General features: G+C 37.5%; 20 protein-coding genes and 6 pseudogenes. 19 read left to right on the top strand and 7 right to left on the bottom strand.

Features of this window, described 5'->3' with window-relative positions; all coding sequences use genetic code 11:
* Positions 1-111: 111 nt before the first annotated feature.
* The 4 genes from PQ474_RS21445 to PQ474_RS21430 all read left to right on the top strand — a co-directional run bounded on the left by PQ474_RS21445 (position 112) and on the right by PQ474_RS21430 (position 3956).
* Positions 112-1335 (top strand): lipopolysaccharide biosynthesis protein, encoded by a 1224-nt coding sequence (locus tag PQ474_RS21445; protein WP_273847643.1) that lies wholly within the window; start codon positions 112-114, stop codon positions 1333-1335.
* Positions 1336-1356: 21 nt separating this feature from the next.
* Positions 1357-2694: an O-antigen ligase family protein gene (locus tag PQ474_RS21440; RefSeq protein ID WP_273847642.1), complete on the top strand. Its 1338-nt coding sequence runs from the start codon at positions 1357-1359 to the stop codon at positions 2692-2694.
* Positions 2695-3418: 724 nt separating this feature from the next.
* The gene (locus PQ474_RS21435; RefSeq protein WP_273847641.1) at positions 3419-3529 is read left to right on the top strand and encodes a putative holin-like toxin; all 111 of its coding nucleotides are present in this window, start codon (positions 3419-3421) and stop codon (positions 3527-3529) included.
* A 190-nt stretch (positions 3530-3719) separates the two neighbouring features.
* Positions 3720-3956 carry a VanZ family protein gene (locus PQ474_RS21430; protein ID WP_337956386.1) on the top strand — a complete coding sequence of 79 codons (237 nt, stop codon included), beginning with the start codon at positions 3720-3722 and terminating at the stop codon, positions 3954-3956.
* A gap of 224 nt (positions 3957-4180) precedes the next feature.
* Here PQ474_RS21430 and PQ474_RS21425 read toward each other — a convergent pair whose 3' ends face one another.
* Both PQ474_RS21425 and PQ474_RS21420 read right to left on the bottom strand, forming a co-directional pair.
* Positions 4181-4915 carry a hypothetical protein gene (locus tag PQ474_RS21425; protein WP_273847640.1) on the bottom strand — a complete coding sequence of 245 codons (735 nt, stop codon included), beginning with the start codon at positions 4913-4915 and terminating at the stop codon, positions 4181-4183.
* Positions 4912-5634: a hypothetical protein gene (locus PQ474_RS21420; protein WP_273847639.1), complete on the bottom strand. Its 723-nt coding sequence runs from the start codon at positions 5632-5634 to the stop codon at positions 4912-4914. The genes PQ474_RS21425 and PQ474_RS21420 overlap by 4 nt, the downstream gene beginning before the upstream one ends.
* A 1106-nt stretch (positions 5635-6740) precedes the next feature.
* On the opposite strand from PQ474_RS21420, the gene PQ474_RS21415 reads away from it, so the two are divergent.
* Both PQ474_RS21415 and PQ474_RS21410 read left to right on the top strand, forming a co-directional pair.
* Positions 6741-7556, top strand: a complete 816-nt coding sequence (locus PQ474_RS21415; RefSeq protein ID WP_273847638.1) for an SMI1/KNR4 family protein — start codon at positions 6741-6743, stop codon at positions 7554-7556.
* A 171-nt stretch (positions 7557-7727) separates the two neighbouring features.
* Positions 7728-7838 (top strand): putative holin-like toxin, encoded by a 111-nt coding sequence (locus PQ474_RS21410; RefSeq protein WP_273847637.1) that lies wholly within the window; start codon positions 7728-7730, stop codon positions 7836-7838.
* 743 nt (positions 7839-8581) lie between these two features.
* Here PQ474_RS21410 and PQ474_RS21405 read toward each other — a convergent pair.
* The 3 genes from PQ474_RS21405 to PQ474_RS21395 all read right to left on the bottom strand — a co-directional run bounded on the left by PQ474_RS21405 (position 8582) and on the right by PQ474_RS21395 (position 10506).
* A complete protein-coding gene (locus PQ474_RS21405; RefSeq protein ID WP_273847636.1) occupies positions 8582-9454 on the bottom strand; it encodes a hypothetical protein in 873 nt (290 codons plus the stop codon).
* 132 nt (positions 9455-9586) lie between these two features.
* Positions 9587-10078, bottom strand: a complete 492-nt coding sequence (locus PQ474_RS21400) for a competence protein ComK (protein WP_273847635.1) — start codon at positions 10076-10078, stop codon at positions 9587-9589.
* Between the two features lie 158 nt (positions 10079-10236).
* Positions 10237-10506: a helix-turn-helix domain-containing protein gene (locus tag PQ474_RS21395; protein ID WP_273847634.1), complete on the bottom strand. Its 270-nt coding sequence runs from the start codon at positions 10504-10506 to the stop codon at positions 10237-10239.
* Positions 10507-10770: 264 nt separating this feature from the next.
* Here PQ474_RS21395 and PQ474_RS21390 point away from each other — a divergent pair, with 264 nt between their 5' ends.
* Positions 10771-10923 carry a hypothetical protein gene (locus tag PQ474_RS21390; protein ID WP_273847633.1) on the top strand — a complete coding sequence of 51 codons (153 nt, stop codon included), beginning with the start codon at positions 10771-10773 and terminating at the stop codon, positions 10921-10923.
* 53 nt (positions 10924-10976) lie between these two features.
* Here the strand turns inward: PQ474_RS21390 and PQ474_RS26670 are convergent, their stop codons facing one another.
* A complete protein-coding gene (locus PQ474_RS26670) occupies positions 10977-11318 on the bottom strand; it encodes a VanZ family protein (RefSeq protein ID WP_420537706.1) in 342 nt (113 codons plus the stop codon).
* On the opposite strand from PQ474_RS26670, the pseudogene PQ474_RS21385 reads away from it, so the two are divergent.
* From PQ474_RS21385 to PQ474_RS21375, 3 genes and pseudogenes are all read left to right on the top strand, one after another.
* Positions 11317-11691 (top strand): annotated as a pseudogene (locus PQ474_RS21385) (beta/alpha barrel domain-containing protein); the annotation flags it as partial. The gene PQ474_RS26670 and the pseudogene PQ474_RS21385 overlap by 2 nt on opposite strands.
* Before the next feature lie 2 nt (positions 11692-11693).
* Positions 11694-12212, top strand: coding sequence for a DUF3854 domain-containing protein (locus tag PQ474_RS21380; protein ID WP_273847632.1), 519 nt, complete (start codon positions 11694-11696; stop codon positions 12210-12212).
* A gap of 286 nt (positions 12213-12498) precedes the next feature.
* A pseudogene (locus tag PQ474_RS21375) lies at positions 12499-12624 on the top strand (IS6 family transposase); the annotation flags it as partial.
* A gap of 60 nt (positions 12625-12684) precedes the next feature.
* Here PQ474_RS21375 and PQ474_RS21370 read toward each other — a convergent pair.
* Complete coding sequence (locus PQ474_RS21370; protein ID WP_273847631.1) at positions 12685-13362, bottom strand: GntR family transcriptional regulator; 678 nt, start codon at positions 13360-13362, stop codon at positions 12685-12687.
* Positions 13363-14107: 745 nt separating this feature from the next.
* On the opposite strand from PQ474_RS21370, the gene PQ474_RS21365 reads away from it, so the two are divergent.
* The 9 genes and pseudogenes from PQ474_RS21365 (at position 14108) to sda (ending at position 22584) form a co-directional block, all read left to right on the top strand.
* Entirely contained in the window at positions 14108-15331 is a 1224-nt protein-coding gene (locus PQ474_RS21365) for a cystathionine gamma-synthase family protein (protein WP_273847630.1), read from the top strand.
* A 27-nt stretch (positions 15332-15358) separates the two neighbouring features.
* Positions 15359-16399, top strand: a complete 1041-nt coding sequence (locus tag PQ474_RS21360) for a homoserine dehydrogenase (protein WP_273847629.1) — start codon at positions 15359-15361, stop codon at positions 16397-16399.
* A 56-nt stretch (positions 16400-16455) separates the two neighbouring features.
* Complete coding sequence (locus PQ474_RS21355; RefSeq protein ID WP_273847628.1) at positions 16456-17910, top strand: aldehyde dehydrogenase family protein; 1455 nt, start codon at positions 16456-16458, stop codon at positions 17908-17910.
* A gap of 192 nt (positions 17911-18102) precedes the next feature.
* Positions 18103-19521: pseudogene (gene aspA / locus PQ474_RS21350) on the top strand (aspartate ammonia-lyase).
* A 14-nt stretch (positions 19522-19535) separates the two neighbouring features.
* Positions 19536-19989 (top strand): annotated as a pseudogene (locus tag PQ474_RS21345) (amino acid permease); the annotation flags it as partial.
* Positions 19990-20086: 97 nt separating this feature from the next.
* A complete protein-coding gene (locus PQ474_RS21340; protein WP_273847627.1) occupies positions 20087-21634 on the top strand; it encodes a BCCT family transporter in 1548 nt (515 codons plus the stop codon).
* A 130-nt stretch (positions 21635-21764) separates the two neighbouring features.
* Positions 21765-21905, top strand: a pseudogene (locus PQ474_RS21335) (DUF5698 domain-containing protein); the annotation flags it as partial.
* A 45-nt stretch (positions 21906-21950) separates the two neighbouring features.
* Positions 21951-22346 (top strand): annotated as a pseudogene (locus tag PQ474_RS21330) (aldehyde dehydrogenase family protein); the annotation flags it as partial.
* 61 nt (positions 22347-22407) lie between these two features.
* Positions 22408-22584, top strand: a complete 177-nt coding sequence (sda, locus tag PQ474_RS21325; RefSeq protein ID WP_273847626.1) for a sporulation histidine kinase inhibitor Sda — start codon at positions 22408-22410, stop codon at positions 22582-22584.
* The last annotated feature ends 207 nt before the right edge of the window (positions 22585-22791 follow it).

Genomic DNA, 22791 nt, shown 5'->3' with positions numbered 1-22791 from the left:
CACATAATATTAACTTGTTCTTTTACTAATTTTCCAGCTATTCTATTAAAGATGGCAATCGTTCAAAAATAATAGTTGATTTTGTTGAAAGTAATGAATGGAGTTTTTTTAATGAATAAGAAAAAAGCAACATTTGATGTAATCTTAAATATTATAGCATCAGCTATACCAATTTTGGTTCTTCAATTGTTAATTTTACCAATTGTTGCTCGACAAACTGGTGATATTCAATATGGGCTTTTAATTACCTTAGTAAGTTTAGCTACTTTACTTAGCCATCCTTTTGGGAATGTGCTTAACAATATTAGATTGCTAAGGCATAATGAGTACGATAAGAATGGTCTTAATGGTGATTATAATGTGTTGCTTGCCGCTAGCCTTCTAATGAATTCTTTAGTAATGATATTTGGAACACTATATTTTGAAGGAACTTTTTCAATTATTAGTATTATACTAATAATTATGGTTGCAAGTTCAAACTTAATACGCGAGTATCTAATAGTTGCATTTAGAATTACACTTAATTTTAAATCTATTTTGGTTAATAATTTAATTCTAGGATTAGGGTACGTGTTAGGGACAATTGTATTTTATTTTGTAGGCTATTGGCAATTAATTTATATTGTTGGTTCATCCTTAAGTATATTTTATATAACAAAAAACTCTAACCTTTTGAATGAAGGTTTTCGTACAACTATATTATTTAGAAAAACTGCATATCAAAGCATTATATTATTCTTTTCAGTCTTTTTGAAAACTTTATTAAACTATGCTGATAAGCTACTATTATTCCCATTACTTGGGCCAACTGCAGTAACAATCTATTATACTGCAACTATTTTAGGGAAAATAATTACAAGAGTAATAACTCCAATAAACAGCGTAATGTTAAGCTATCTTGCTAAGATGGAGGTAATGAAGTTAAAAAATTTCATCTATATTATTTCTATTACTGGTGTAATAAGTGTGATAGGATATTTTGCAACTATATTTATAAGTGAGCCATTACTAAGAATTCTATATCCTAATTGGGCAGACGAATCTTTACAATTAATATATATAACTACTGCAAGTACAATTTTAGGAGTTATGAGTTCTGTTATAAATCCTTTTATTTTAAGGTTTTACAATATTAATTGGCAATTGTTTATTAGTGGGACAAATGTCATTGTTTATATAATTTGTGCATTTCTATTTTTTAATCTTTATGGACTAATAGGTTTTTGTTTTGGTATATTAGTTGCAAATATTTTCAAATTATTATTGATGATTTCGATATTTCTGTTTAACCGTCAAAGTCATAACAAAAACCACTTAGATTATAAGGCCATGTAAATTAGATTTCATCTTTTAATTATGTCTAAGGGTAGAGCAAATATAGCTAGAGTTGTTTATTTCAGTTTACGTGATGGTCCGAAACGTTTCTGGAGGGGGGGAGAAATCATATCTAAACTTAAAATTCTAATTTCAGTAGAATTTTTTTATATTATGTACTTATTTTCAGGGGCTTTCAAGGAAAGTTTAAATATCCCATTTGACATAGCTGGTTTATTTTTAGGTATGACAATAGTTTTAGTTAGTTGGAGGTTAGTTCAGAAACCACATTTTAGTAAGGTGGTTGTAACACCAGTTATATTTATGTTTACACTTCTTTTTATTGTCTTACTAAGTGCATTAGTAAATGATCTATCTGGAGCAACGATTGAAAAAATGATAAAATTAATCGCCCTGACAATGCCGGCATTTTTGCTTCCCTTATTTTTTGTAGATGGAAAGGACTCTGTAAAAAGAGTATTACTTTCAATATCAATATTGGCTGTGTTACTTTCTCTGTTTTCTTTAAGGATGATATTCGATAATGTAGGATTATTTATTGGATTTAATGAGGGAAATTATTTAGGTCTAGCAAGAATAACTGGCATTGGATTTATAGCCCTTTCTTTTTTCTTCTTAATTTCAAATAAAAAGAATAAGGTCTTAATATTGCCGTTATTGTTATTAGTTTCTTTTACTCTTATATCAACGGGTAGTAGAATGCCATTGTTGGCTATTGCCTTAATCGTGATTTATGCCTTGTTACAATCATTTGTTATTTCTAAAGGAGATATATTAATTAAAAAGAGTTCTATTCTAGGCTTACTTTTAGCCAGTGGGTTTTTATTCTTTATTTCTTTTCTATATGCTAGAGGATATTTCGAAACAACTTTTTACCGTTTCCAAGTGCTCTTTGAGGGTGGTGGCGGTAATTCTGTTTTTGCAAGACTTGATAGAATTGAAGCTTCAATACAGATGTTTAGTGATAATTATATTTTAGGTGGCGGTTTTGGCAATTTAGCAAATTATTATACTGGAACAAGTGGATTGTATTCACACAATCTATTTTTTGAATTTCTTTCTGAATTAGGGATTATGGGTATTTTATGGTTAATTTCATTTCTTGTTTTTATGATTTATCAATTACTCTCTATATATAAGAAGAAGCATTATTCTTTTGACGGAGTGCAATTTACTCTAATTGCAGGTTTTCTCTTTTTCTTCTTTAATGCTATGGTAAGTGGAGATATTAACGACAACAGAGCAGTATTTGCATTTGCTTCTCTACTGTTTACCTTGCCATTTGCTTATGTTAAAAGTAAAGAAAATATGATTAAAGGAAGCATGGGGTTAAAGAAATTCCGAAATTCCGGTGCCTGACCCCCACTCAGCTAAAGTGTACAGCGTTAGTGTGTTAAAGTGTTTTTGAAATAAAGAAGTCGTAGCTATCCATTGTGGGTAGTTACGCCTTCTTTAAGTTTTTCATGAATTTGGTTACCTTACCCTGGCCCTTTATAATTTGATTATAGAAGACAAAAAATCATGGAGCTTGATTCTGTGCCTGTCACTCCTCGAATTTTGTAAGATCTTGTCGAAACTAACCTGGCTTTGCTCCTCTTTTGATTGGGGAGCAAGGATTTCTTTTGGTGGGTTTTATACATATAGATGTATTGGTAATATGGAGATTTATCCACTTACTTTTTTAGCTTACTTTTTTAGATTGGTTTTGGTGCCTGTCACTCCTCGAAATTTGTCGAAGGGTGTAAGAAGGACATGGGGACAGCGTCCTTGTCCCAAAGCAGAGTGAAATGACCATTTGTATCGCTGGTGACTCTACTAAGCTCTTTAACATCTGATTTTGATTCCCAACTGTTACGAAAAATAAACATACTCTGCTCTAGTTGCGTGCCTATTACCACGAAGTTTCATCGTGTTAAGTGTTGGTCCACTGTCACTCCCCGAATATTGTAAGATTTTGTCGAGAGAAAACGCTCGAAGACATTAAAAGTTGCTAGCTTATTAATTCTATCATTTGCTAAACTGAATGTAGCAACTATATAAGCTGATGGGCGGTTGACACTCCCTGTGAAAGGGGGTGTTAATAATGGTGACACATGAAGCAATGAATACGCTATTTCAATTCGGTACATTGATCGTTACAATGTTTATCGCAGTAGTAGCGATTATAGCGCTAGTCATCAATAAAAAGAAGTAACCGCCCGTCCTCCGACCAAAGAGTGGGTGGTTACTTCTTTTCAGTATAAACTTTAAAATTGGTCAGCCGTTCTTCATGCGGCATGTAGTTGCGTTGGCCGAGTGTTAGCGCACTCGGTCTCTTTTAGTTTCGCTTGTTTATAATTTTATTATACATGATTTTAGAATAGTCTGCATTATATTTACGCGAAATTGGGTGGTATTCAGTTCTGATTAATGCTCTTAGAAGAAGTAGAGTGTATGGCAAGCATGGTATGGGAACCGCTTTCTTCATTTGTGTGTTATATGCAATATCAGCTGAGGTGCACCACCTCTTTATCCCCGGACGTTCTAAAGAGGTGAGGGATGTCCTCATTGATAGTAGCGGGGCGTTGGTTGGGTTAGGGTTTATTTGTTTGTTAGTAGGTTTGGTAAGAAGAAAAAGATGAAATCATCGTCTACTAATGTTTATAAAGATGTGAGTTAATGCAATAGAAGGGTTAGGTACCATCAATCCCAAAAATTTGTCGAAGGTTGCAGCTTAGTAGAATAAGAGCGTGTGAGTATAAATATATAGATAAAAGAAGCACAACGAGCAGTTAGAAATCCGCTAGTTGTGCCTTCTTCAGCGCAAAACTTCCGATTATCCCCTGTTAGAACCGTCCCTACGCTTTTATTCTAATTCATACTCTGGAATAGAAGACAAATGCTCTAAATGTATTTCTCCGTACTGGTGCCCTGATCCATTAGGAGAGGACGGAAAACTCACTTCACCGTTCTCATCATATGGCATCCATCCAAAATTGACGCTGCTCGGTTGAAAAAAATCGTTAAAAAACGAGTCTGGTTGTGGGGACTGTTCTACTTTCACAAATGATTGAAGGAACGTCACCCATTCATCTGGAAGTGGCTTCACACCGTATGAATGTTCTTCTGTTTCAAATGGAACAGTAAAATCAAGTTGTACTCTCGGTGTATAGTGATGAACATCATGACTAACCGAATATCCTCTTTGATTCAATAAATAAATATCAAACTCCTTCATGTCACTATCTCGGTTCATATTCCAAACAACAACATACGTGGAGGGGTCACCTGGATCAACCTTCCAGACATAGGGATCTTGAATCGTAGTAATTCCACCTAACTCCCAACTGCGATTTCTCCAAACCCAATAACTAGTACCATACTCTTTATTTGAAACAAAAGGAACAAACACATGCGTCTCTCCTAAGAAAACCATATCTTGAATTTCAATGGAATCCGTTCCATATTGATAACTATTTATTGTTTCAACTAAAGCATCCGTAGTCAAAAATTCAGGGGGCTCTGAATGGAAAAAATAATAAAAAATCCCTATGGTGACTAGCAAGATACCAGCTGGAATCCAGATCTTTTTCTGTCTCATTCGTCGTTGCCACCTTTCAAAATGGTTTCCTCACTGCGAAAATAATGTTGTCTGTCCGAAGAATCTATTAATATCCCTTTTCCATCCTTCTCAACATAAATCAGCGTAGGCATACCACTCCCCCACTTCGATGATGTCCCACTCAATTGATAAGGAAATTGTTCGACTCTCTCATGCGGCTCTACATCAATAGGATGATGATACCAATCGATGCTATTAAAGGGCTCTTCCACAAATGACGGGAAGAGACTTTCAAAGCTTTCTAGATCAAATTGAACATCCTCTGCAGAAGGATGGAGTTGAATCATAGCTGCATTGTCATAATCTGCAATATAAGTCGAAAGATTGCTTTTGGGATACACTGCGTGATGAAGCAAAATCGTCAAAATCGGTGCTATAATAAAAATAAAATTAGTGAAAAATCCAAGCCACGCAAAGCGTCGATATTTATCCCATGCCCCTTTTCTAGATGAGGCGTACCAAAGTAAAATCCAAACCCCTAATGGCAAAATAGGTAGATCAATTACCGTCTGAAACATGGGAAAACTAAAATTAAACGTGAAAATCCCAACAAATGTTGTCACACAGGCTTTCCAAATTTTTGGCTTCGCTTCGCTTTTTTGATAAAGATAATAAATCAGATACAAAATAAGGCCCCACGTTAAAATCGTTACAGCCGCTTCAATCATATCTACAGGAAAGTTTAGTGAAACTTGCATGAAGCAATCCCCCAGTTAATTTACATTGAATTCTTTTTCAATCTTACCACTTTACCTCGCTCACATGGGATAAAAATGGAAAATGAAAAGAAGTAACCGCCCGTCCTCTGATCGAAGAGTGGGTAGTTACTTCTTTTGTAAGTATTCTGCTGCAAATTTGGTCAGCCGCTCTTTACGCGGCATGTAGTTGCACTGACGAAGTGTTCGCGCACTTGGTCTTTTTTATTCTAAGGTAATTATAATTTAATTATACACGATCGTTGAGTAGTTTGCATAATTGTTTGCGTACCAATCACTCCTCGAGGATTGTAAAATTTTGTCTAGAGCAAACGGTTTTAAAGTTACTAGCTTATTATGTATCATTTGCTAAACTGAATGTAGTAACTACACAAGCAGATGGGCGGTTGACACTCCTGGTAAATAGGGTTTTAGATCATGATGACACATTAAGCAAAAATACGCTATTTCAATCGGTACATTGATTATTACAATGTTTATCGCAGTAGTAGCGATTATAGCACTAGTCACCAATAAAAAGAAGTAACCGCCCGTCGCTCCGACCAAAGAGTGGGTGGTTACTTCTTCTCAGTATAAACTTTAAAAATAGGTCAGCCGTTCTTCATGCGGCATGTAGTTGCGTTGACCGAGTGTTAGCCCACTCGGTCTCTTTTGATCGCCCAGCATGGGCGAACTCTAACGGGTGAAAGTCCCGAGTACGACCTTGTAGCGGTAAGTACATAGCCAAAAGCAAGGGTGTCCATGGTGACGTGGAATCTGAAGGAAGCTCGAGGCAAACCTCTTGGTAGTGATGCCAGTCACACCCCGGATTTTGTAGTATTTGGTCGATAGTAAGAAGTGTATTGAATTAGAAAATGGGGACTAACTACCTTGGGAAGCGGGGGATGGCGTAAGATCTCCACATAACTCACGGCCGTTCACCCTCCCATATCTCACAGGATTGAGATCCATACATTCCTTCGCCTGCGTGTCCATGAGGTGGAGGTCGGATATGCTCCTTGCTGGGTCAAATGCCCGAATGGTGTAAATAAACTCCGACTCTGCACTATTGGTGTTTGTTCTAAATATGAATTAGGAGAGTTGAAATAATGAAAAAAATTTTTTGGCTAGAAAATCACGGTCATGACTTTTACAAACTACCTCAAATTTCCGAAACAAATATTAAAAAAGCTATAGATCTATTGGGTGTGAAACTTCCAGATGAATATATCAATTTAATTAAGGAACAAAATGGAGGGAGAACATATTTAAATTCTTATCCAGTAAATTTTCCTAATGTCTGGTCGGATAACCATATAAGACTAGATTTTATGTATGGAATAGGAACAAATGAAGGTATTTTAGACAATGAAACATTAAAAACTGAATGGGGATTACCTTCCGAGTTCATCTTACTTTCTGGCGATGGCCACACATGGATTGCATTTGACTACGAAAATGGTAATGAACCTAAGATTGTATACTATGATGTAGATGAAGGAAGAAAAAGAGTAATTGCAAATTCATTCGCTGAATTTGTATCCAACTTATATCATTTAGATGAAAATTTAATTCAGGAAGATTTGTATTTGGATATTCCTGATATTACCTTTACAAAAGAAGAAGGAGAAAAAATATTAAATGTAGGGGAAGATATTGAAGTGATAGCGAATGCTTTGATTTATTTTCAAAACAACCACAAAGATCCAAATTGGTTTTTAAATAAACTAAATATACTGCTAAATCATGTTGATAATAACATAGTTTACAATGTAGCAGAGTCTTTAATGGTACTAGTAGATCGAGAGTTTAGACAATTAGATCAACAACTTTTATCGAAAACTATGAATGAAATTGAAAATCACAAACATCCAGACGGTAAAATATACGCCGAGGCTATTAGAGATTTTGTATCGTCAAGCTAAATCATTATCGGTGCCAGTCACTCCTGGATTTCGTAGTATTTTGTCGAACGATAAAGGAGTTTTTAATCTTATGAATTGCTAGATTAAAGAGATTAGTCCTGATAGACTTATGATAGCAACTACATAAGCTGTTGGGCGGTTAACACTCCCGGTGAAAGGGGGTGTTAGATCATGATGACACATGAAGCAATGAATACGCTATTTCAATTCGGTACATTGATTGTTACAATGTTTATCGCAGTTGTAGCGATTGTCGCGCTAGTCACCAATAAAAAGAAGTAACCGCCCCTCATCCTACCAAAGAGTTGGGTGGTTACTTCTTTTAGAACACTGCTCAAGAAATGGTTAGCCGCTTAAGCGGCATGTAGTTGCCTGACCAAGTGTTGACCCACTTGGTCTTTTTTTATTCTGTAATGATTATAATTAGATTATACATGACTAGAAAAAAGTTTGCATTATATTTAAATTAATTTTTAAATTCTGGTTGGTGATCGTGCCTATCACTCCCCGAAGTTTATCGAACTCAACTGTGGATTTGTACATGAGCCAAATACTAGAGAAACGAATGTCCTATCTACAACAAGTGGACAACTGGCACTTTATACAGAGGTTTTTCCACAATACGTCGGATATCCACAAGGGTGAAGAAGATCTTTTCTCTCGTGGTATTAGATATCCACATCTAATAGCCGTGATTGGGTGTTTCGGCTATCATCATGAGAGGGTTGGGAACCCGTGAGGTTGAACAAAATCTGGCGTGGGGATGTAGAAGGTTGAAGCATGTATAGCAAGAGGGGCACTCGTCAACTCTCGAAAAGAATCCTAATCACGTAACTTTTTATATCAACGAATCTACATCGACTCCTGGTTTGCGTTCCTGTTACTCTCCGAAATTTGTGCGTTCTCGTATCAGGGAAGCAACCATCTATAAGTATTTTGCTAGTGAGTTTATTCCTCTTATTCAACCGTAATGTTGCAAGATCGCCACCTGTTCGAACAAAAACGAATGTTCATATTATTCTTCGTTAAGAATGGGATGAGGGGCCAATCCTCATGTCTTCTGAAAACCCATTATCCATCCAACTTCCCCATTGCTGCTCCTGCGCAACGATTGTATAATTCTCAAACCTCAATTTCGTGGCAACGGTCCCGTAAAAGTACTGAATGAAGCTGGTTTTAATGCGATTTTGTTTATATCGATAGACGGTTGCCCTAAACGCTTGAATGATGGTTGGGAGGAAGGTTTCGATTGGAGTGCGGTAGTTCCCTGAACGATGCGCCATGATCGCTCGGTCCCAGAGTGCGCAAATCTCTTTTGTTGTTTTGAAGAAAGGTTTTACGGCTTTGACAAATTCGGTTGGAACATAAGAGGGGACAAATGTGTAATCAAGCGATTCTGACGTGATTGGACGTAGTTCTTGATCTTTATTGTTTTTTATAGCTTTATGTTCTTTAGCTTCGGGGCCTTTTTTTTCGGCTTGAACGCTTGGGTTGCTTGGCTTTTGAGTAAGGGGGCGCTCCGTCAATTGTGGGGGGGACGCTACGTCAAAGCGGTTGAACACATAGACATTATGAGAGTCTCCGCCTTTCTTGGCTCGGGTTGTCCCATGGACGCTGAATAGGCCAAGAGACTTTCCCTTCCGAAGCATTCGTTCAAAGGTTGTGCGTGAGACTCCTTCCTGATCCTTGTGTGTCGCTCGAACAAGCTGGCAGATTTTTGCATTACAGACCCCGTGGACTTTTACGCTATATTGAATAAGGGTTAGAAGGGCGATTCTCTGTCCTTCTGTAAAGTGATGTCCATGAACTTGTAGGGCAGCTCTGATGGATTGGTTGAAGTCCTTTACGGAGTTGAACTGGCTTAAGTGAGCGAATTGATTGATATGTCCTGATTGCATGGTAGTGCCTCCTTACGGGGGATAGGTTAATCGTTTAAGCATGCGGATGTGAGATTTGAAGGGAACGAGGGGGAATGCTGTACATGGCCTGTCATTTAGTCGATGACAGGCATGTTTGATAGGGATGCTTGTCTACATGTAAAAAGAAGATTGGGTGTGTGGGTGAGAAAAGCGAACGATGCAGTAGGACGTGCGTTGTAGTTGCTTTTCAAGAGTATGATAGGAAAGGTCGAGCGGGAGTTCTTTGTCGTTTTTGAAGGTGATGATCGACTTTTTCTGGCTGTTTGGGTGGCGGTGAATGGATTTGATGTGGTGATAGAAAATCCAGCTGCAGTCGTGGAGTTTCGGTGAATGAGTGGGGAAGGCGTAAATGTGTTCCAGCGGGTTCACGGGAATGGGGATTTTGCTTTGTATGCCTGTTTTGTGGGTGACGGCCACTCGCCGCCCGTCGTATTCGGCACCTCCTTCGAGGCACGCTTCTTTGATGATTTGGAAGAGAGTTTTTTTAACGTAATAGATTTGGTCTCTTTCCCAGACAATTGTGTAATAGTCTATGTGACTAGCAGGGAGGAGGACGAAAGTGTCGCGGTTAATTTCGTAGTGAGTGAGGATGGTTTTGGTCATGGGCCGGAGCTCCTTTTTATGGGGGATTTTGGGGTGTGTAAATAGGTGAGAAAAGATGAAGGTAGAGAGGTGAATGAATCTTTATGAATCAAACAATGGGGAATATGATGGATGTGTGAATAAAAAGGGGAAGTGTGAAAGGAGAAAGAGAGGAATTCTCATTCCTTTGTTTCCTTCTTTTTCATAGATGGATAGACTTCTTGAGCGGCTGTTTTATAAAGGTCAAGTGGATTAGTTAAGCCAAGACCTGCAGATATTTTAAATAGATACGTGGTATTTGTTGATATTTTGCCACGTTCGACTTGACTCAAGTGCTTTTGAGCAATGTCTGCTTCTTCTGCAAGTTTCTCTTGGGTCCAGCCTTTTTCTAATCTTATTCCTCGAATCTGCATCCCAATGAACCGATTGATTTGCTCTTCGTAATCCAATAGTCTAGCTCCTTTTTGAACTATTATGGATTCGTTAAAAAGGATGCGGAACCATCGATACGCCGTAAAAAGGTATATATTGGAAAATGTTTGGTTTTTATTTTTTGTCTTCGGCGGGCGGATTGGTGCCTGTCACTCCCCGAACTTTGTCGAACGTTGTAAGAGTGAAAGAATATAAGAATATGCTAAAGTAGAAAGGCAACTGAATATTGTGAGGGTCGTTGGTTGTCACGCTTCTTTCCAGAAGGAGAGGAGGTGATAATCATGGAAACATTTCTTGATTTATTTAGAGAAGTTCTGAAGGGAGTTGTGCGTGAAATAAGCGCATACACTTTTCGGAAGATTGTACTAGAAAACAAGAAAACCACCCCGCGCCGTAGGATGGTTGTGGTGCCAGTCACTCCCCGAAGTTTGTAAGATTTTGTCGAAATTAACCTAGAAAGTAAATTTAAATTAGTGTAATGATTCGGCTATGTTTTTTCGGAGAGCCGTGTCTCTTTTAAATATTCTAATATAAGTATAGAACGACTTATCAATAAATAGGCAAGGACAAAAAGAAAAACACCAGACCAATTAATGAGCACATCAAGCATTCTCCCGCCTCGATCGAAAAAAGGCTGAATCATTTCAAGAGCCAATCCAAATGCCAAGCCATATAAGGTTGTTTTTAGAATATGATTGAAACAAGCAAATAATAGGAAGGCTAAAAGAAGAAAGGCTAGAAAGTGACCTGCTTTTTGAAAGAGTAACTGAGGGTTTGAGAGGCTAAATTGATATAGATCAAAGAACTTAGTAAAGTTCGGTTCAGGGATAACTGAAAAGCTAACCTCACCTGTAGTTATTAAACCTCTGAAACTTTTAGTAAGAGTCTCTATTCCAGTTATGGCTAAGGCGCGTATTGGACATATTGTAGAAGCGCGTATTCTAGAAGCTATGGGCGCCGATTATATAGATGAAAGTGAAGTGTTAACACCCGCTGATGAAGTGTATCACTTATATAAGCGGGAGTTCACGGTACCATTCGTTTCCGGTGCGCCAGATTTAGGAGAAGCCGCACGTCGGATCGGCGAAGGTTCATCAATGATCCGTACCAAAGGAGAGTCGGGTACTGGCAACATCGTAGAAGCTGTTCGTCATATGCGAACGATGCAGACCCAAATTAGGAAGGTTGCGTCAATGTCAAAGGTATGGCTGACATAAAACCTTCCACTGGTCAACGCTATTTTTGGTTATCTTCCGCTAATAGAGAGGGTGGAACAGGGGCAGGAAATCCAGCACCCGTTCATGTTTCTGTTCCTTATGAGGAGTTAAAACAATGGAAAACTGGTACAAAAAGAAGTGCAAGAACTGTATGGCTTGGTGAAGGCCCTTTAAAGAATGACATTGCTTTAGATAAAATCGTAGAGTTATATGATCCGGAAGAATTAGAGAATATCGGAACAACGATTATTGGTTTACCTGGAGTTAATTCTTGGAGGTTAGCATTACCATATCTAAAAGAAATGGATGTTGAGGTCATTAATATAGCATATGATGCTGATGCCATTAACAACCCATACGTTAAGCAGTATTTATTTGATTGTGCAAAAATGCTTAAGTCTCTTGGTTATTCCGCAAACGTAGTTTTATGGAATGAAGATGATGGAAAGGGACTAGATGATTTATTTTTGCAAAATAAGTTACCAGTAATAAAAAGATTATTTTAATTGTTATGTTTCATCATAAGAAACTCCTTGTCCTCTACTTCTACACCAGCTAAAATACCATGCCAGTTTTTAGAAGCGCCTCCACTCTGGTAGTACAAATAGAATGACGAATTTTCAGCGTTTAACAACTCGTCGGTAACTTTTTGAAGTGTGTCCAACAATCAGGAATTGTATGGCTGATTCCAGTTTCTTATCGTCAGTTGCAATGAAATGAGCGATTTTTCTTTCCTTATCTAGTTGGATTTTAAAAGGGATCTTCACCTCTCATTAAGAAATGCTAATAACCACTGATATATTAAATGGCCTTGAAGCTATGCACATAATCAAAAAAGGACAGATTCACCAAAGAAGGGTCCAATCTGTCCAAAATCAAAAGAAATTTATCCATAAATTGTTTAGAATTGCATCATAACTGCAAGTTAATAGGAAAGTTACGACTTTTCCCTCAAGTAAATCATTTTGCACATATATTCTATATCATATCAATATAAGTTATTTTCCAATGCTCATTCTTAATAAGTTGCTCTAAATTCTCTTTGTCTCTTTTTTTAAAGTAATTGATAATTTGTTTATGATGTTTATTCATTTGTTCTAATACAGCAAAAAGTTTTTCTTCGTCTTTACTCAAATAAATTTGTCTAACAAAACTGTTTTGTAAAGAATCAAGAAGCTCTATTAATGTATCGTTGTTACATTTATCAATATATACTTTATGGAATTGGTTTTGGTATTTTTGATAATCTAAATAATTTTTTTGTGAAATCGAGATGTCAATTTTTTTAACCAACTCTTCCATTAGTTCAATATCACTTTCTGTGATATGTGATATAGATAATGAGGCTGCTAGGGCATCCAGCACACCAACAACTTGAAAAACATCAAGCTTCTTATTGGTATCAAATTCTTTAACGATAAATCCCTTTCGAGGAAAATACTCAAGTAAATTTTCTGAAGCTAATTGTATCAAAGCTTCCCTTACAGGGGTTCTACTTACTTCTAATTTCTCGCTTAGAGCTACTTCATTTATCTTATGTTTAGGAAGCAATGTTCCACTCTGAATTTCTTTAGCTATATGATTATATACATGATCTTTTAGTGACTGGTATCTCTTTTTGATAGTTTTACCTCCTAAGCTAAAAGTTGATATCACCTATTATACAATATACAAGAAATTCTTGCATTTTATATTAGCATCGGTTTATAAATTCTTCAATAGATCTAAGGTTTTGTAATATAGTAACTTACTATTACCTACATCTCTATAGTCTCCAAGTCGAATATGAAGCGAATCGAACCATAGAAATTCACGTTTTAGATGAATTGAAGGAACGGGAGTGGGGGAGTATCTTTAGTTTAAGTTTAAGATTGCTACATGGATATAGCATATTGATTATTATTAAAAACAAAACAGTTTATATTTGGAAAAATTTTTAAGATTAATCTAATAAAACATTGAAAAAGTAAAGAGTCCAGTGTATTATAATCTTAATACGAAGAATTTTTCTGATAATTTGGCAAATTATACAATATACAATATACAATATACAATATATTGTATAACTCGGAAATATGCTGAGTTATCAGCTCTTCGTACAAAGTACCTTCATATTAAAAATATTTAAAGAGTAATTTTAAGTAAGTAAAAGGTAAGTAGTGACCAGTATAAAACAAGGGGGACTGTTTAAAGTGAAATATACAATATATTATATAACAAAAAACATGTTGAGTTATTAGTTATACTTACAAAGTACTTTCATATCAAAATTAAGCAAGTAAAAAAGAAGCGATAACAAGTATAGGCATAGTAAGGAACTATTTATTATACAATATATTATATATTTGTACGACAAAAAGGTATAGTTTGCAAAGTGATGAAAAATAGAGGTGAGAGAAATATGAATAAGCAAAACTTTAAAAATACGCAAGACGGTACAAAAGCTGTATGGGCAGGGGAAAGAGAATCTCTTGCTTACAATGCAACTCAAGTTCCTGTGGTACTTAGTGTAGCATACAATTACGATGACATTGATGAGTGGCATGAAGTGGCCATTGGAAATAAAGCTGGACATATCTACAATCGCATGACAAATCCAACTGTTCAAGCTTTGGAAGAGAAAGTAAGAATCCTCGAGGGAGCTGAGGCAGCTATTTGTTTCTCGTCAGGAATGGCCGCTATTAGCAGCACACTATATACATTTTTAAGACCGGGGGACCGGGTTATATCGGTTAAAGACACATATGGGGGAACCAATAAAATCTTTACCGAATTTTTACCGAATCTCGATGTAGATGTACAGTTATGCAACACAGGAAATCATGAAGAAATTGAAGATGAAGTGGCCAAAGGATGCAAGGTTTTGTATTTGGAATCTCCTACCAATCCTACGATGAAAATTACTGATATTGAGAGGATGGTGAGAGCCGGAAAATCGGTGGGGGCATTGGTTATCATAGACAATACTTTTGCTACGCCCATTAATCAAAATCCGATTCAATTAGGAGTTGACATTGTAATTCATAGTGCCACTAAATTCTTAAGCGGACATGCCGATGCATTAGGCGGTGTGGTATGCGGCTCCAAAGAACTGATGAAAAAAGTCTATCATTATCGAGAAATCAATGGAGCGACGATGGATCCTTGGTCAGCCTATCTTATTTTAAGAGGGATGAAAACGTTAAAACTTCGAGTACGGCAGCAAGAAAAGAGTGCAATGGAAATAGCAAAGTATCTGCAAAAGCAAAAGCTTGTAGAAGCGGTTTCTTATCCTGGATTAGAAACACATCCACATCATCATATTGCAAAGAAACAGATGAGAGGTTTCGGCGGAATATTAAGTTTTGTATTAAAAGATGAGATGGATGCCATAAAAATTTTATTGCCAAAATTACAATATGCAAATAAAGCCGGTAATCTTGGAGCTGTTGAAACTATATATGGACCCGCAAGAACGACTAGTCATGTGGAATGTACTCTTGAAGAACGCAAAGCCCTTGGTATTCCGGAAGGTTTGGTTCGTATCTCCTTAGGAATTGAGGATACGGAAGATCTTATTTCTGATTTAGAACAAGCTTTCGATCATTTGGAATCACAACTGCCAGTTACTGGTATCTGTAAATAAAGATAATAATGGAAGAGGTATGAGGATATGACACATAAAATTGCATTGCTTGGATTTGGTGTAGTAGGCCAAGGATTGGCAGAAATTTTACAAGATAAAGGTGAGTCTTTAAGTAGTGAACTTGGCTTTGATGCTAAAATTGTTGCTATTTCCGATGTCATGAAGGGTTCTCTTTATCATCCTGAAGGATTGGATATTTCTCATTTATTACAAGCTGTAAAGGAAACAGGAAAGCTGGATAGTTATCCTGAAGCCCCTGGTTTGGTAAGAGGATGGGATAGTTTTCAGACGATACGTGAGAGTAATGCGGATACCATTGTAGAAATTACTTTCACTGATGTAAAAACCGGGCAACCTGCCATCGATCATTGTAAGGCAGCATTTGAAAGAAAAAAGAACGTAGTAATGAGCAATAAAGGTCCGGTTTCTTTGGCTTACCAAGAGCTAGTTGAGTTAGCCAAAAAGAATGGTGTGCGATGGGGCTTTGAAGGAACAGTTATGAGTGGAACACCAGCATTGAGAATGCCTCTCGTTTCGTTGGCGGGAAATGACATTTCTGAAATACGGGGGATTTTAAATGGAACGACTAATTATATTCTAACCAAAATGGAAGAAGGATTGAGCTATAAGGATGCATTAGCTGAGGCACAAGCTCTTGGCTATGCAGAGGCAGATCCTACTAGCGATGTCGAGGGATATGATGCTCAGTATAAAGCTACCATTCTTACTAATGTTTTAATGAATATTCCGATGAAACGAGAAGAAGTAGAATGTGAAGGAATTAGTCATCTTACACAGCAAGACATTCAATGGGCAAAATCTGAAGGGAAAAGGTGGAAGCTCATTGCTAAATGTAAAAAAGATGGTGATAAAGTAATCGCAAAGGTAGGCCCTGAAGCTATACCTCTTACAGATCCTCTAGCTGGAGTTTTGGGAGCACAAAACGCGATTACGTATGATTGTGACTTAGCCGGTCCGATTACGTTGATTGGTGCCGGAGCTGGTCGCAAAGAAACAGGATTCTCTATTCTTATTGATTTAATCAATATGAGCCGTGGGCAATTGTAATCTTGTACACCATTCAAGTTATAAGACGGAAAATTACTTATACGAGGTGATTATCGATGACACTTATTGAAGCACTAACAAATAAAAATAAGATGTTTCTTGCTGGAAAATGGGTATCCCGCGACAAAAAAATTGAAGTTCTCGATCCACAGGATCATAGTTTAATTGCAACCGTTCCTGCTGCTAATGAGAAGGATGTACTTCATACCATTGAGGAGGCAAAAAAGGGAGCGAAAATAGCCGCGGACATGCCAACGCATGAAAGAATCGCTATTCTAAATCGTGCCGCCGATTGGGTTTATGAGCATAAGGAAAAATATGCAATGACCATTGCCCGTGAGGGAAGTAAGACCATTAAAGAGGCGAGAAAAGAAGTAGTGCGTTGTATTGAAACACTTCGAATTAGCGCAGAAGAAGCAAGGCGAATTAATGGCGAAACGATTTCGTTTGACCAGATGCTGGGAAGCGAAGATCGCATGGGATATTATTATCGTTTTCCTGTTGGAATTATTGTAGCTATAACGCCTTTCAACGATCCATTAAATCTTGTTGCCCATAAAGTGGGACCTGCTATTGCTTCTGGAAATGCCATCATCGTAAAACCAGCACCTGCTACACCGTTAAGTGCTCTTTTATTGGCAGAAGCCTTTGAGAAAGCAGGCTTACCGCCTAAAGTATTGTCCGTCATAACGGGGTATCCGAGTGATATGGGTGAGAGTCTGATTACTCATCCAGCCATACGAATGATTTCTTTCACAGGAGGACTTGCCACTGGCCAAGCGATTATGCAAAAGGCAGGCCTGAAAAAGATGAGTATGGAGCTGGGCTCGAACTCACCGGTTATCGTACTGGAAGACGCTGACTTAGAAGAAGCGGTTGAATCGACTGTATCCGGCGCCTTTTGGGCCGCAGGTCAAAATTGCCTGGGAGTGCAAAGAGTATATGTTCAAGAAGGTATTTATAGGGATTTTATTGGAAAGTTTGTTAACCGTACTCAGCAGTATCGAGTGGGCAATAAACTCTCGGAGGAAACCGACATGGGGCCTATGATTTCAGAGAAGGAAGCAAAGCGGGTTGAGAGTTGGGTTAATGAAGCTGTTGAGAAAGGCGCAAAATTGCTGTGCGGCGGCAAACGTCAAGGTTCTTTTTATTATCCAACTGTTTTAGAGAATGTTCCAGCAGATTGTAAGCTGGCAACTGAAGAAGTTTTCGGACCGGTTGTTACCATTCACGGCGTCCCTGATCTCGATACCGCTATTTTCCTATCTAACAATGTGGATTTCGGCTTGCAAGCAGGTATATTCACTCGTGACTTAGATAAGGCGTTGGGAGCTGTACGTAAATTGGATGTAGGCGGGGTTATGGTAAATGACAGCTCTGATTATCGTATAGATGCCATGCCTTTCGGGGGAGTGAAAGGTTCTGGTTTAGGTCGTGAAGGAATTAAGTTTGCACTTCAAGAAATGACTGAACCAAAAGTGGTTTGTTTTAAAGTTTCGGGCAAAAGATGATAGAAAAATTTAATGTGATAATGATAGTTTTATAGGAATCGACCCGAGGTCAATCCTCGGACTTAAATATTTGAATATTCTGCAAGGTTGTCTTACTTTGTATGGTACCATTCGCTCTAATAAGTATATACCAATGAGTCAATATAATTGCTGGTAGCTAGAGCTAGGTGTCAATCTTAGGGGGAGGAATAGATGTCATGTCGAATTGAAAAGGATTTTCTAGGATCAAAATAAGTACCTGTACAGGTATACTACGGGATTCAAACATTGCGTGCGGTCGAAAACTTTCCGATTACAGGATACCGCATTCATGAAGACTTAATTAAAGCATTGGCAATCGTAAAAAAAGCGGCGGCTTTAGCAAATATGGATACGAAACGTTTGTATGAAGGACTTGGTAAAGTGATTGTTCAGGCAGCAGATGAAGTGCGCAAAGGTAAATGGCATGATCATTTTATCGTCGATCCAATCCAAGGCGGGGCAGGTACATCGATAAATATGAATGCGAACGAAGTCATCGCTAACCGTGCACTCGAATTACTTGGAAAAGAGAAAGGGGACTATGTTCAATTAAGTCCAAACAGCCATGTGAACATGTCACAATCAACAAACGATGTGTTCCCCACTGCGATTCATATCGCCACTCTTAATTTGCTCGAAAAGTTGTTAGGTACAATGCAATATATGCTTGATGTCTTTCAGAAAAAGTCGCAACAATTCGACCACGTGATTAAAATAGGGCGGACACATCTTCAAGATGCCGTGCCAATCCGTCTTGGTCAGGAGTTTGAGGCATACAGCCGTGTGTTGAAACGTGATATCGAACGCATTCAACAGTCGCGTAAGCATTTACATGAAGTGAATATGGGGGCAACGGCGGTCGGAACAGGCTTAAATGCCGATCCTTGCTATATCGAAAAGGTGGTCAAGCATTTAGCAGATATCAGCGGCCTTCCACTTGTTAGGGCAGAACATCTTGTCGATGCGACACAAAATACTGATGCATATACAGAAGTGTCAGCGGGACTAAAAGTATGCATGATAAACATGTCTAAAATAGCCAATGACTTACGTTTAATGGCCTCAGGACCTCGAGCTGGACTTGGGGAAATTATATTGCCGGCCCGGCAGCCCGGTTCATCAATCATGCCTGGAAAAGTAAATCCGGTCATGGCCGAAATGATTAATCAGGTAGCCTTCCAAGTAATCGGTAATGACCATACCATCTGCCTGGCTTCTGAGGCGGGTCAGCTTGAACTAAATGTAATGGAGCCGGTGCTTGTCTTTAACTTACTTCAATCCATCAGTATGATGAATAATGCGTTCCGCTCCTTTACAGATTTCTGCGTGGCAGGTATTGAAGCGGATGAAGACCGGCTAAAAGAGTATGTGGAAAAAAACGTAGGAATCATTACTGCTATTAATCCGCATCTGGGGTACGAAGCGGCGACGCGTATCGCTAGAGAAGCCATCTTAAAAGGCGAATCAGTACGTGATCTATGTTTGCAATATAATATGTTAACAGAAGAAGAGCTTGATTTCATTTTAAATCCCTATGAAATGACTACGCCAGGAATCTCAGGTGATAGATATCTTACAAAGAGTAATTAGAATAAGTTTTACCTTTTGTCGGCATTAAAGTAATTACTATTATTTTGTTAATCATATTAGGTGGAGCAGCGATGTTTGGCTTTATTCCTAATGAAAGGCAGTGCAACTGCTTCGATGTTTCTAATTTTACCGGGGAAGGAGGCCTTTTTCAAATGGATTCCTTCCGATACTTATAACCATGATTTCAGTAAATTTTGCCTTTTCAGGAACAGAGCTCATCGACATTACTGCTGGAGAAAGTAAAAAACCGGAAAAAGACATTCCACGAACCATTTATTTCTTTATTGGTACCATATTTGTGTTATCTGGATTAATCTCTTTGAAAGAATCGGGAATCATTGAAAGTACATTCGTTATGGTTTTTGATTGTATAGGGATACCTTCTGCCGCAGATATCATGAACTTTGTAATTATTTAGCAAATTCCGGTCTCTACGCATCTACCCGTATGTTATGGTCTCTTTCAAAAAAGTAAATATGTATGTATTTTAAAGCGGAAGCATTTTAAAGAATAATCAGAACATTAAATTTGTTTTTTGTCAAATTTAAATTTGGAGGAGATATTATTGAAACAACCAAAGATTGATAAAGTCATTTTTTGGACAGGGCTTATTATGATTTGTGCAATTTCTCTACCGATCCTGATTTCACCCGAAAAGACGACAGAAATATTTTCAATGATATTAGGTTTTATTACTGGTAGATTTGGCTGGCTTTATTTATGGGTTACTGTTATCTTCTTTGGATTATTAAGCTGGCTGGCTTTTGGAAAATACGGAACGATTAAATTCGGAACTGCTGAGGATCAACCAGAATTTTCATTTCCAAGTTATTTAGCGATGTTATTTACATCAGGGATTGGGATCGGTCTTATGTATTGGGGACCAATTGAGTGGGCGTACAATTATATTGCACCACCGTTTGGCATGGAGCCCCAAAGTGTAGAAGCTGGAGATTGGGCGAACGCATATCCGATGTTTCACTGGGGTTTCACGGCATGGGCAATTTATTGTTTACCTGCATTGCCACTAGCCTACGCATTACATGTAAGGAAACAGTCAACATTGCGAATTAGTAATGCATGCCGCGGAGTGATAGGAAAGTACGCTGACGGTTTATTAGGAAAAGTTATTGACGTAATTTTTATGGTTGGTTTAGTAGGGGGAGTAGGTACTTCATTAGGACTTGGTACTCCGTTAATTGGTCAAGGTGTTTCACATTTATTGAACATTGAAAGAACATTAACAGTTGATATTATCATTGTCCTTTGTTGGACTGCTTTATTTGGAACAAGTGTATTCTTAGGTTTGAAAAAAGGAATTAAGCGATTAAGTAACGTCAATACGTATCTATTTTTAACTCTTTCCTTATTTGTCATTATTTTTGGACCAACTGTGTTTATTATCTCTGCATTTACAGAAAGTGTAGGAATCGTTTTACAAAATTTTGTCCGCATGAGCTTTTATACAGATTCAATTGGACAATCAGGGTTTCCACAAGGATGGACGATTTTCTATTGGGCTTGGTGGGTAGCGTATGCACCATTTATGGGTGTCTTTGTAGCCAAGATTTCAAAGGGTCGAACGATCAGACAAGTTATATTGGCACAATGTATTGGCGGAACGCTAGGATGCTGGTTGGCATTTGCAATACTAGGGAATACAAGTCTTTATTTTGAAATCAACAAAATCGTACCTGTCGTTAACCTCTTAAATGAATCGGGTGCACCAGCAGCCATTATAGCAGTAATATCAACACTACCACTAGGCACCATTTTCTTACTGATTTTCCTTGTGCTTGGTTTCATTTTCTTGGCAACGACGATTGACTCATCAGCCTTTGCTTTGGCATCTGTTGCATCGAAGGAATTACACCCTGATCAAGAACCCGCACGTTGGCATCGATTTTTTTGGGCATTAGTACTTTCTACGGTTGCTATTTCGTTATTGTATGGCGGGGGGTTAAGTACTTTACAAACATTATCAGTTATCACATCATTCCCTGTTGTTTTTATTTTGATACTTATGACTGTATCTTTCATAAAATGGATCAAAGAAGACGAAATAAATCGTACCGATAAACAAAAAGAGAAGCTTGAAAAAAAGGTTGGCTAATAAGAGTTTTATGGAGTAAGGAGAATTTGAAGTGAAAGAGATCCTGCTAATCTTGTTATTACAGTTTTTATATGTCCCTTGTTTCACATTGCGTACCATATTTTTTGTGAAACAATAACGTCTACAAGCCTCTTTTTTAGGATTTATCGAATGTTTAATCTATGTATTAGGTCTATCTCTTGTGTTCACCGGGGAACAAGCGTTATTAGGGATCTTGGTTTATGCCTTTGGTTTTGATGCAGGTATATTTATTAGATCACATTTAGAGTAAACGCTTGCTATTGGTTATAAGACTATATTCGTTAATTTGCCAAGTGGGGCTAAAGTTATGACTGGGGGAATTCGCGATGGGAACATTTTACATCCAACGGTACTGTTAAATATTAATACTTCTTTAAAAGTTTCGTGTCAAGAGGTATTCGCACCTATTGTTCTTATAAATCAAGTTCAATCTGTAGATGAGGCAATAGCCGCAGTCAATGACTCTCGTTATGGTTTACAAGCAGGAATTTATACTGAAAATATTCATACAGCTCTAAAAGCTTCTACTGACTTGTACGTTGGAGGGGTAATCATAAATGATATTCCAACTTTCAGAGTTGACAATATGCCATATGGTGGTGTAAAGGGAAGTGGTGTGGGACGTGAAGGAATAAAATATGCTATAGAGGAAATGACAGAAATGAAGTTAGTAGTGTTTAACAAGAATTAAGTTATTCATTAAATTCTAAAGTAGAAAAAGAAAATATAAAATCTTAAGGGGGGAGATTAAGTTGCAATGGCACACTTTAGACGATAGATTCTTAATAAACATTTATCATGATAGTATTAATTTAAAGATTGATCAAGAGTTTATCTTTATGTTAGAAAAAGAAATTGGTAGGAGGGTAAATAAAGATCCATTAAATATAAAATTAAAAAGGTTAGCAGAAACAACGGAGAATTTGTAATAATTTCACAAGGAAGTACATTACCTAATCTGATACTATGTCAAGAAAATGGACACATTGAATTGAGATTTTCTTTTTCGCCTACCGCGCTTTGCTTGCTGGCCACTAGATCAAGTTAAGGGACGAAACACTTAACTTGATCTAGTGGTATTTCTAAGATGCTCTTTTGCTATATAACGTGCATAATATAGCTTTTCAAATTCGAGC

It is taken from the genome of Halalkalibacter alkalisediminis (genome assembly GCF_028610705.1).
GTDB classification, from domain to species: Bacteria; Bacillota; Bacilli; order Bacillales; family Bacillaceae_D; genus Halalkalibacter; species Halalkalibacter alkalisediminis.
This window is presented reverse-complemented; position numbering and strand designations above follow the sequence as displayed.

Excerpts from the sequence above, each read along its gene's own strand:
- PQ474_RS21445 (WP_273847643.1), top strand. The coding sequence starts at position 112 with ATGAATAAGAAAAAAGCAACATTTGATGTAATCTTAAATATTATAGCA.
- PQ474_RS21440 (WP_273847642.1), top strand. The coding sequence starts at position 1,357 with ATGTCTAAGGGTAGAGCAAATATAGCTAGAGTTGTTTATTTCAGTTTA.
- PQ474_RS21435 (WP_273847641.1), top strand. The coding sequence starts at position 3,419 with ATGGTGACACATGAAGCAATGAATACGCTATTTCAATTCGGTACATTG.
- PQ474_RS21425 (WP_273847640.1), bottom strand. The coding sequence starts at position 4,915 with ATGAGACAGAAAAAGATCTGGATTCCAGCTGGTATCTTGCTAGTCACC.
- PQ474_RS21420 (WP_273847639.1), bottom strand. The coding sequence starts at position 5,634 with ATGCAAGTTTCACTAAACTTTCCTGTAGATATGATTGAAGCGGCTGTA.
- PQ474_RS21415 (WP_273847638.1), top strand. The coding sequence starts at position 6,741 with ATGAAAAAAATTTTTTGGCTAGAAAATCACGGTCATGACTTTTACAAA.
- PQ474_RS21410 (WP_273847637.1), top strand. The coding sequence starts at position 7,728 with ATGATGACACATGAAGCAATGAATACGCTATTTCAATTCGGTACATTG.
- PQ474_RS21405 (WP_273847636.1), bottom strand. The coding sequence starts at position 9,454 with ATGCAATCAGGACATATCAATCAATTCGCTCACTTAAGCCAGTTCAAC.
- PQ474_RS21400 (WP_273847635.1), bottom strand. The coding sequence starts at position 10,078 with ATGACCAAAACCATCCTCACTCACTACGAAATTAACCGCGACACTTTC.
- PQ474_RS21390 (WP_273847633.1), top strand. The coding sequence starts at position 10,771 with ATGGAAACATTTCTTGATTTATTTAGAGAAGTTCTGAAGGGAGTTGTG.
- PQ474_RS21380 (WP_273847632.1), top strand. The coding sequence starts at position 11,694 with ATGGCTGACATAAAACCTTCCACTGGTCAACGCTATTTTTGGTTATCT.
- PQ474_RS21365 (WP_273847630.1), top strand. The coding sequence starts at position 14,108 with ATGAATAAGCAAAACTTTAAAAATACGCAAGACGGTACAAAAGCTGTA.
- PQ474_RS21360 (WP_273847629.1), top strand. The coding sequence starts at position 15,359 with ATGACACATAAAATTGCATTGCTTGGATTTGGTGTAGTAGGCCAAGGA.
- PQ474_RS21355 (WP_273847628.1), top strand. The coding sequence starts at position 16,456 with ATGACACTTATTGAAGCACTAACAAATAAAAATAAGATGTTTCTTGCT.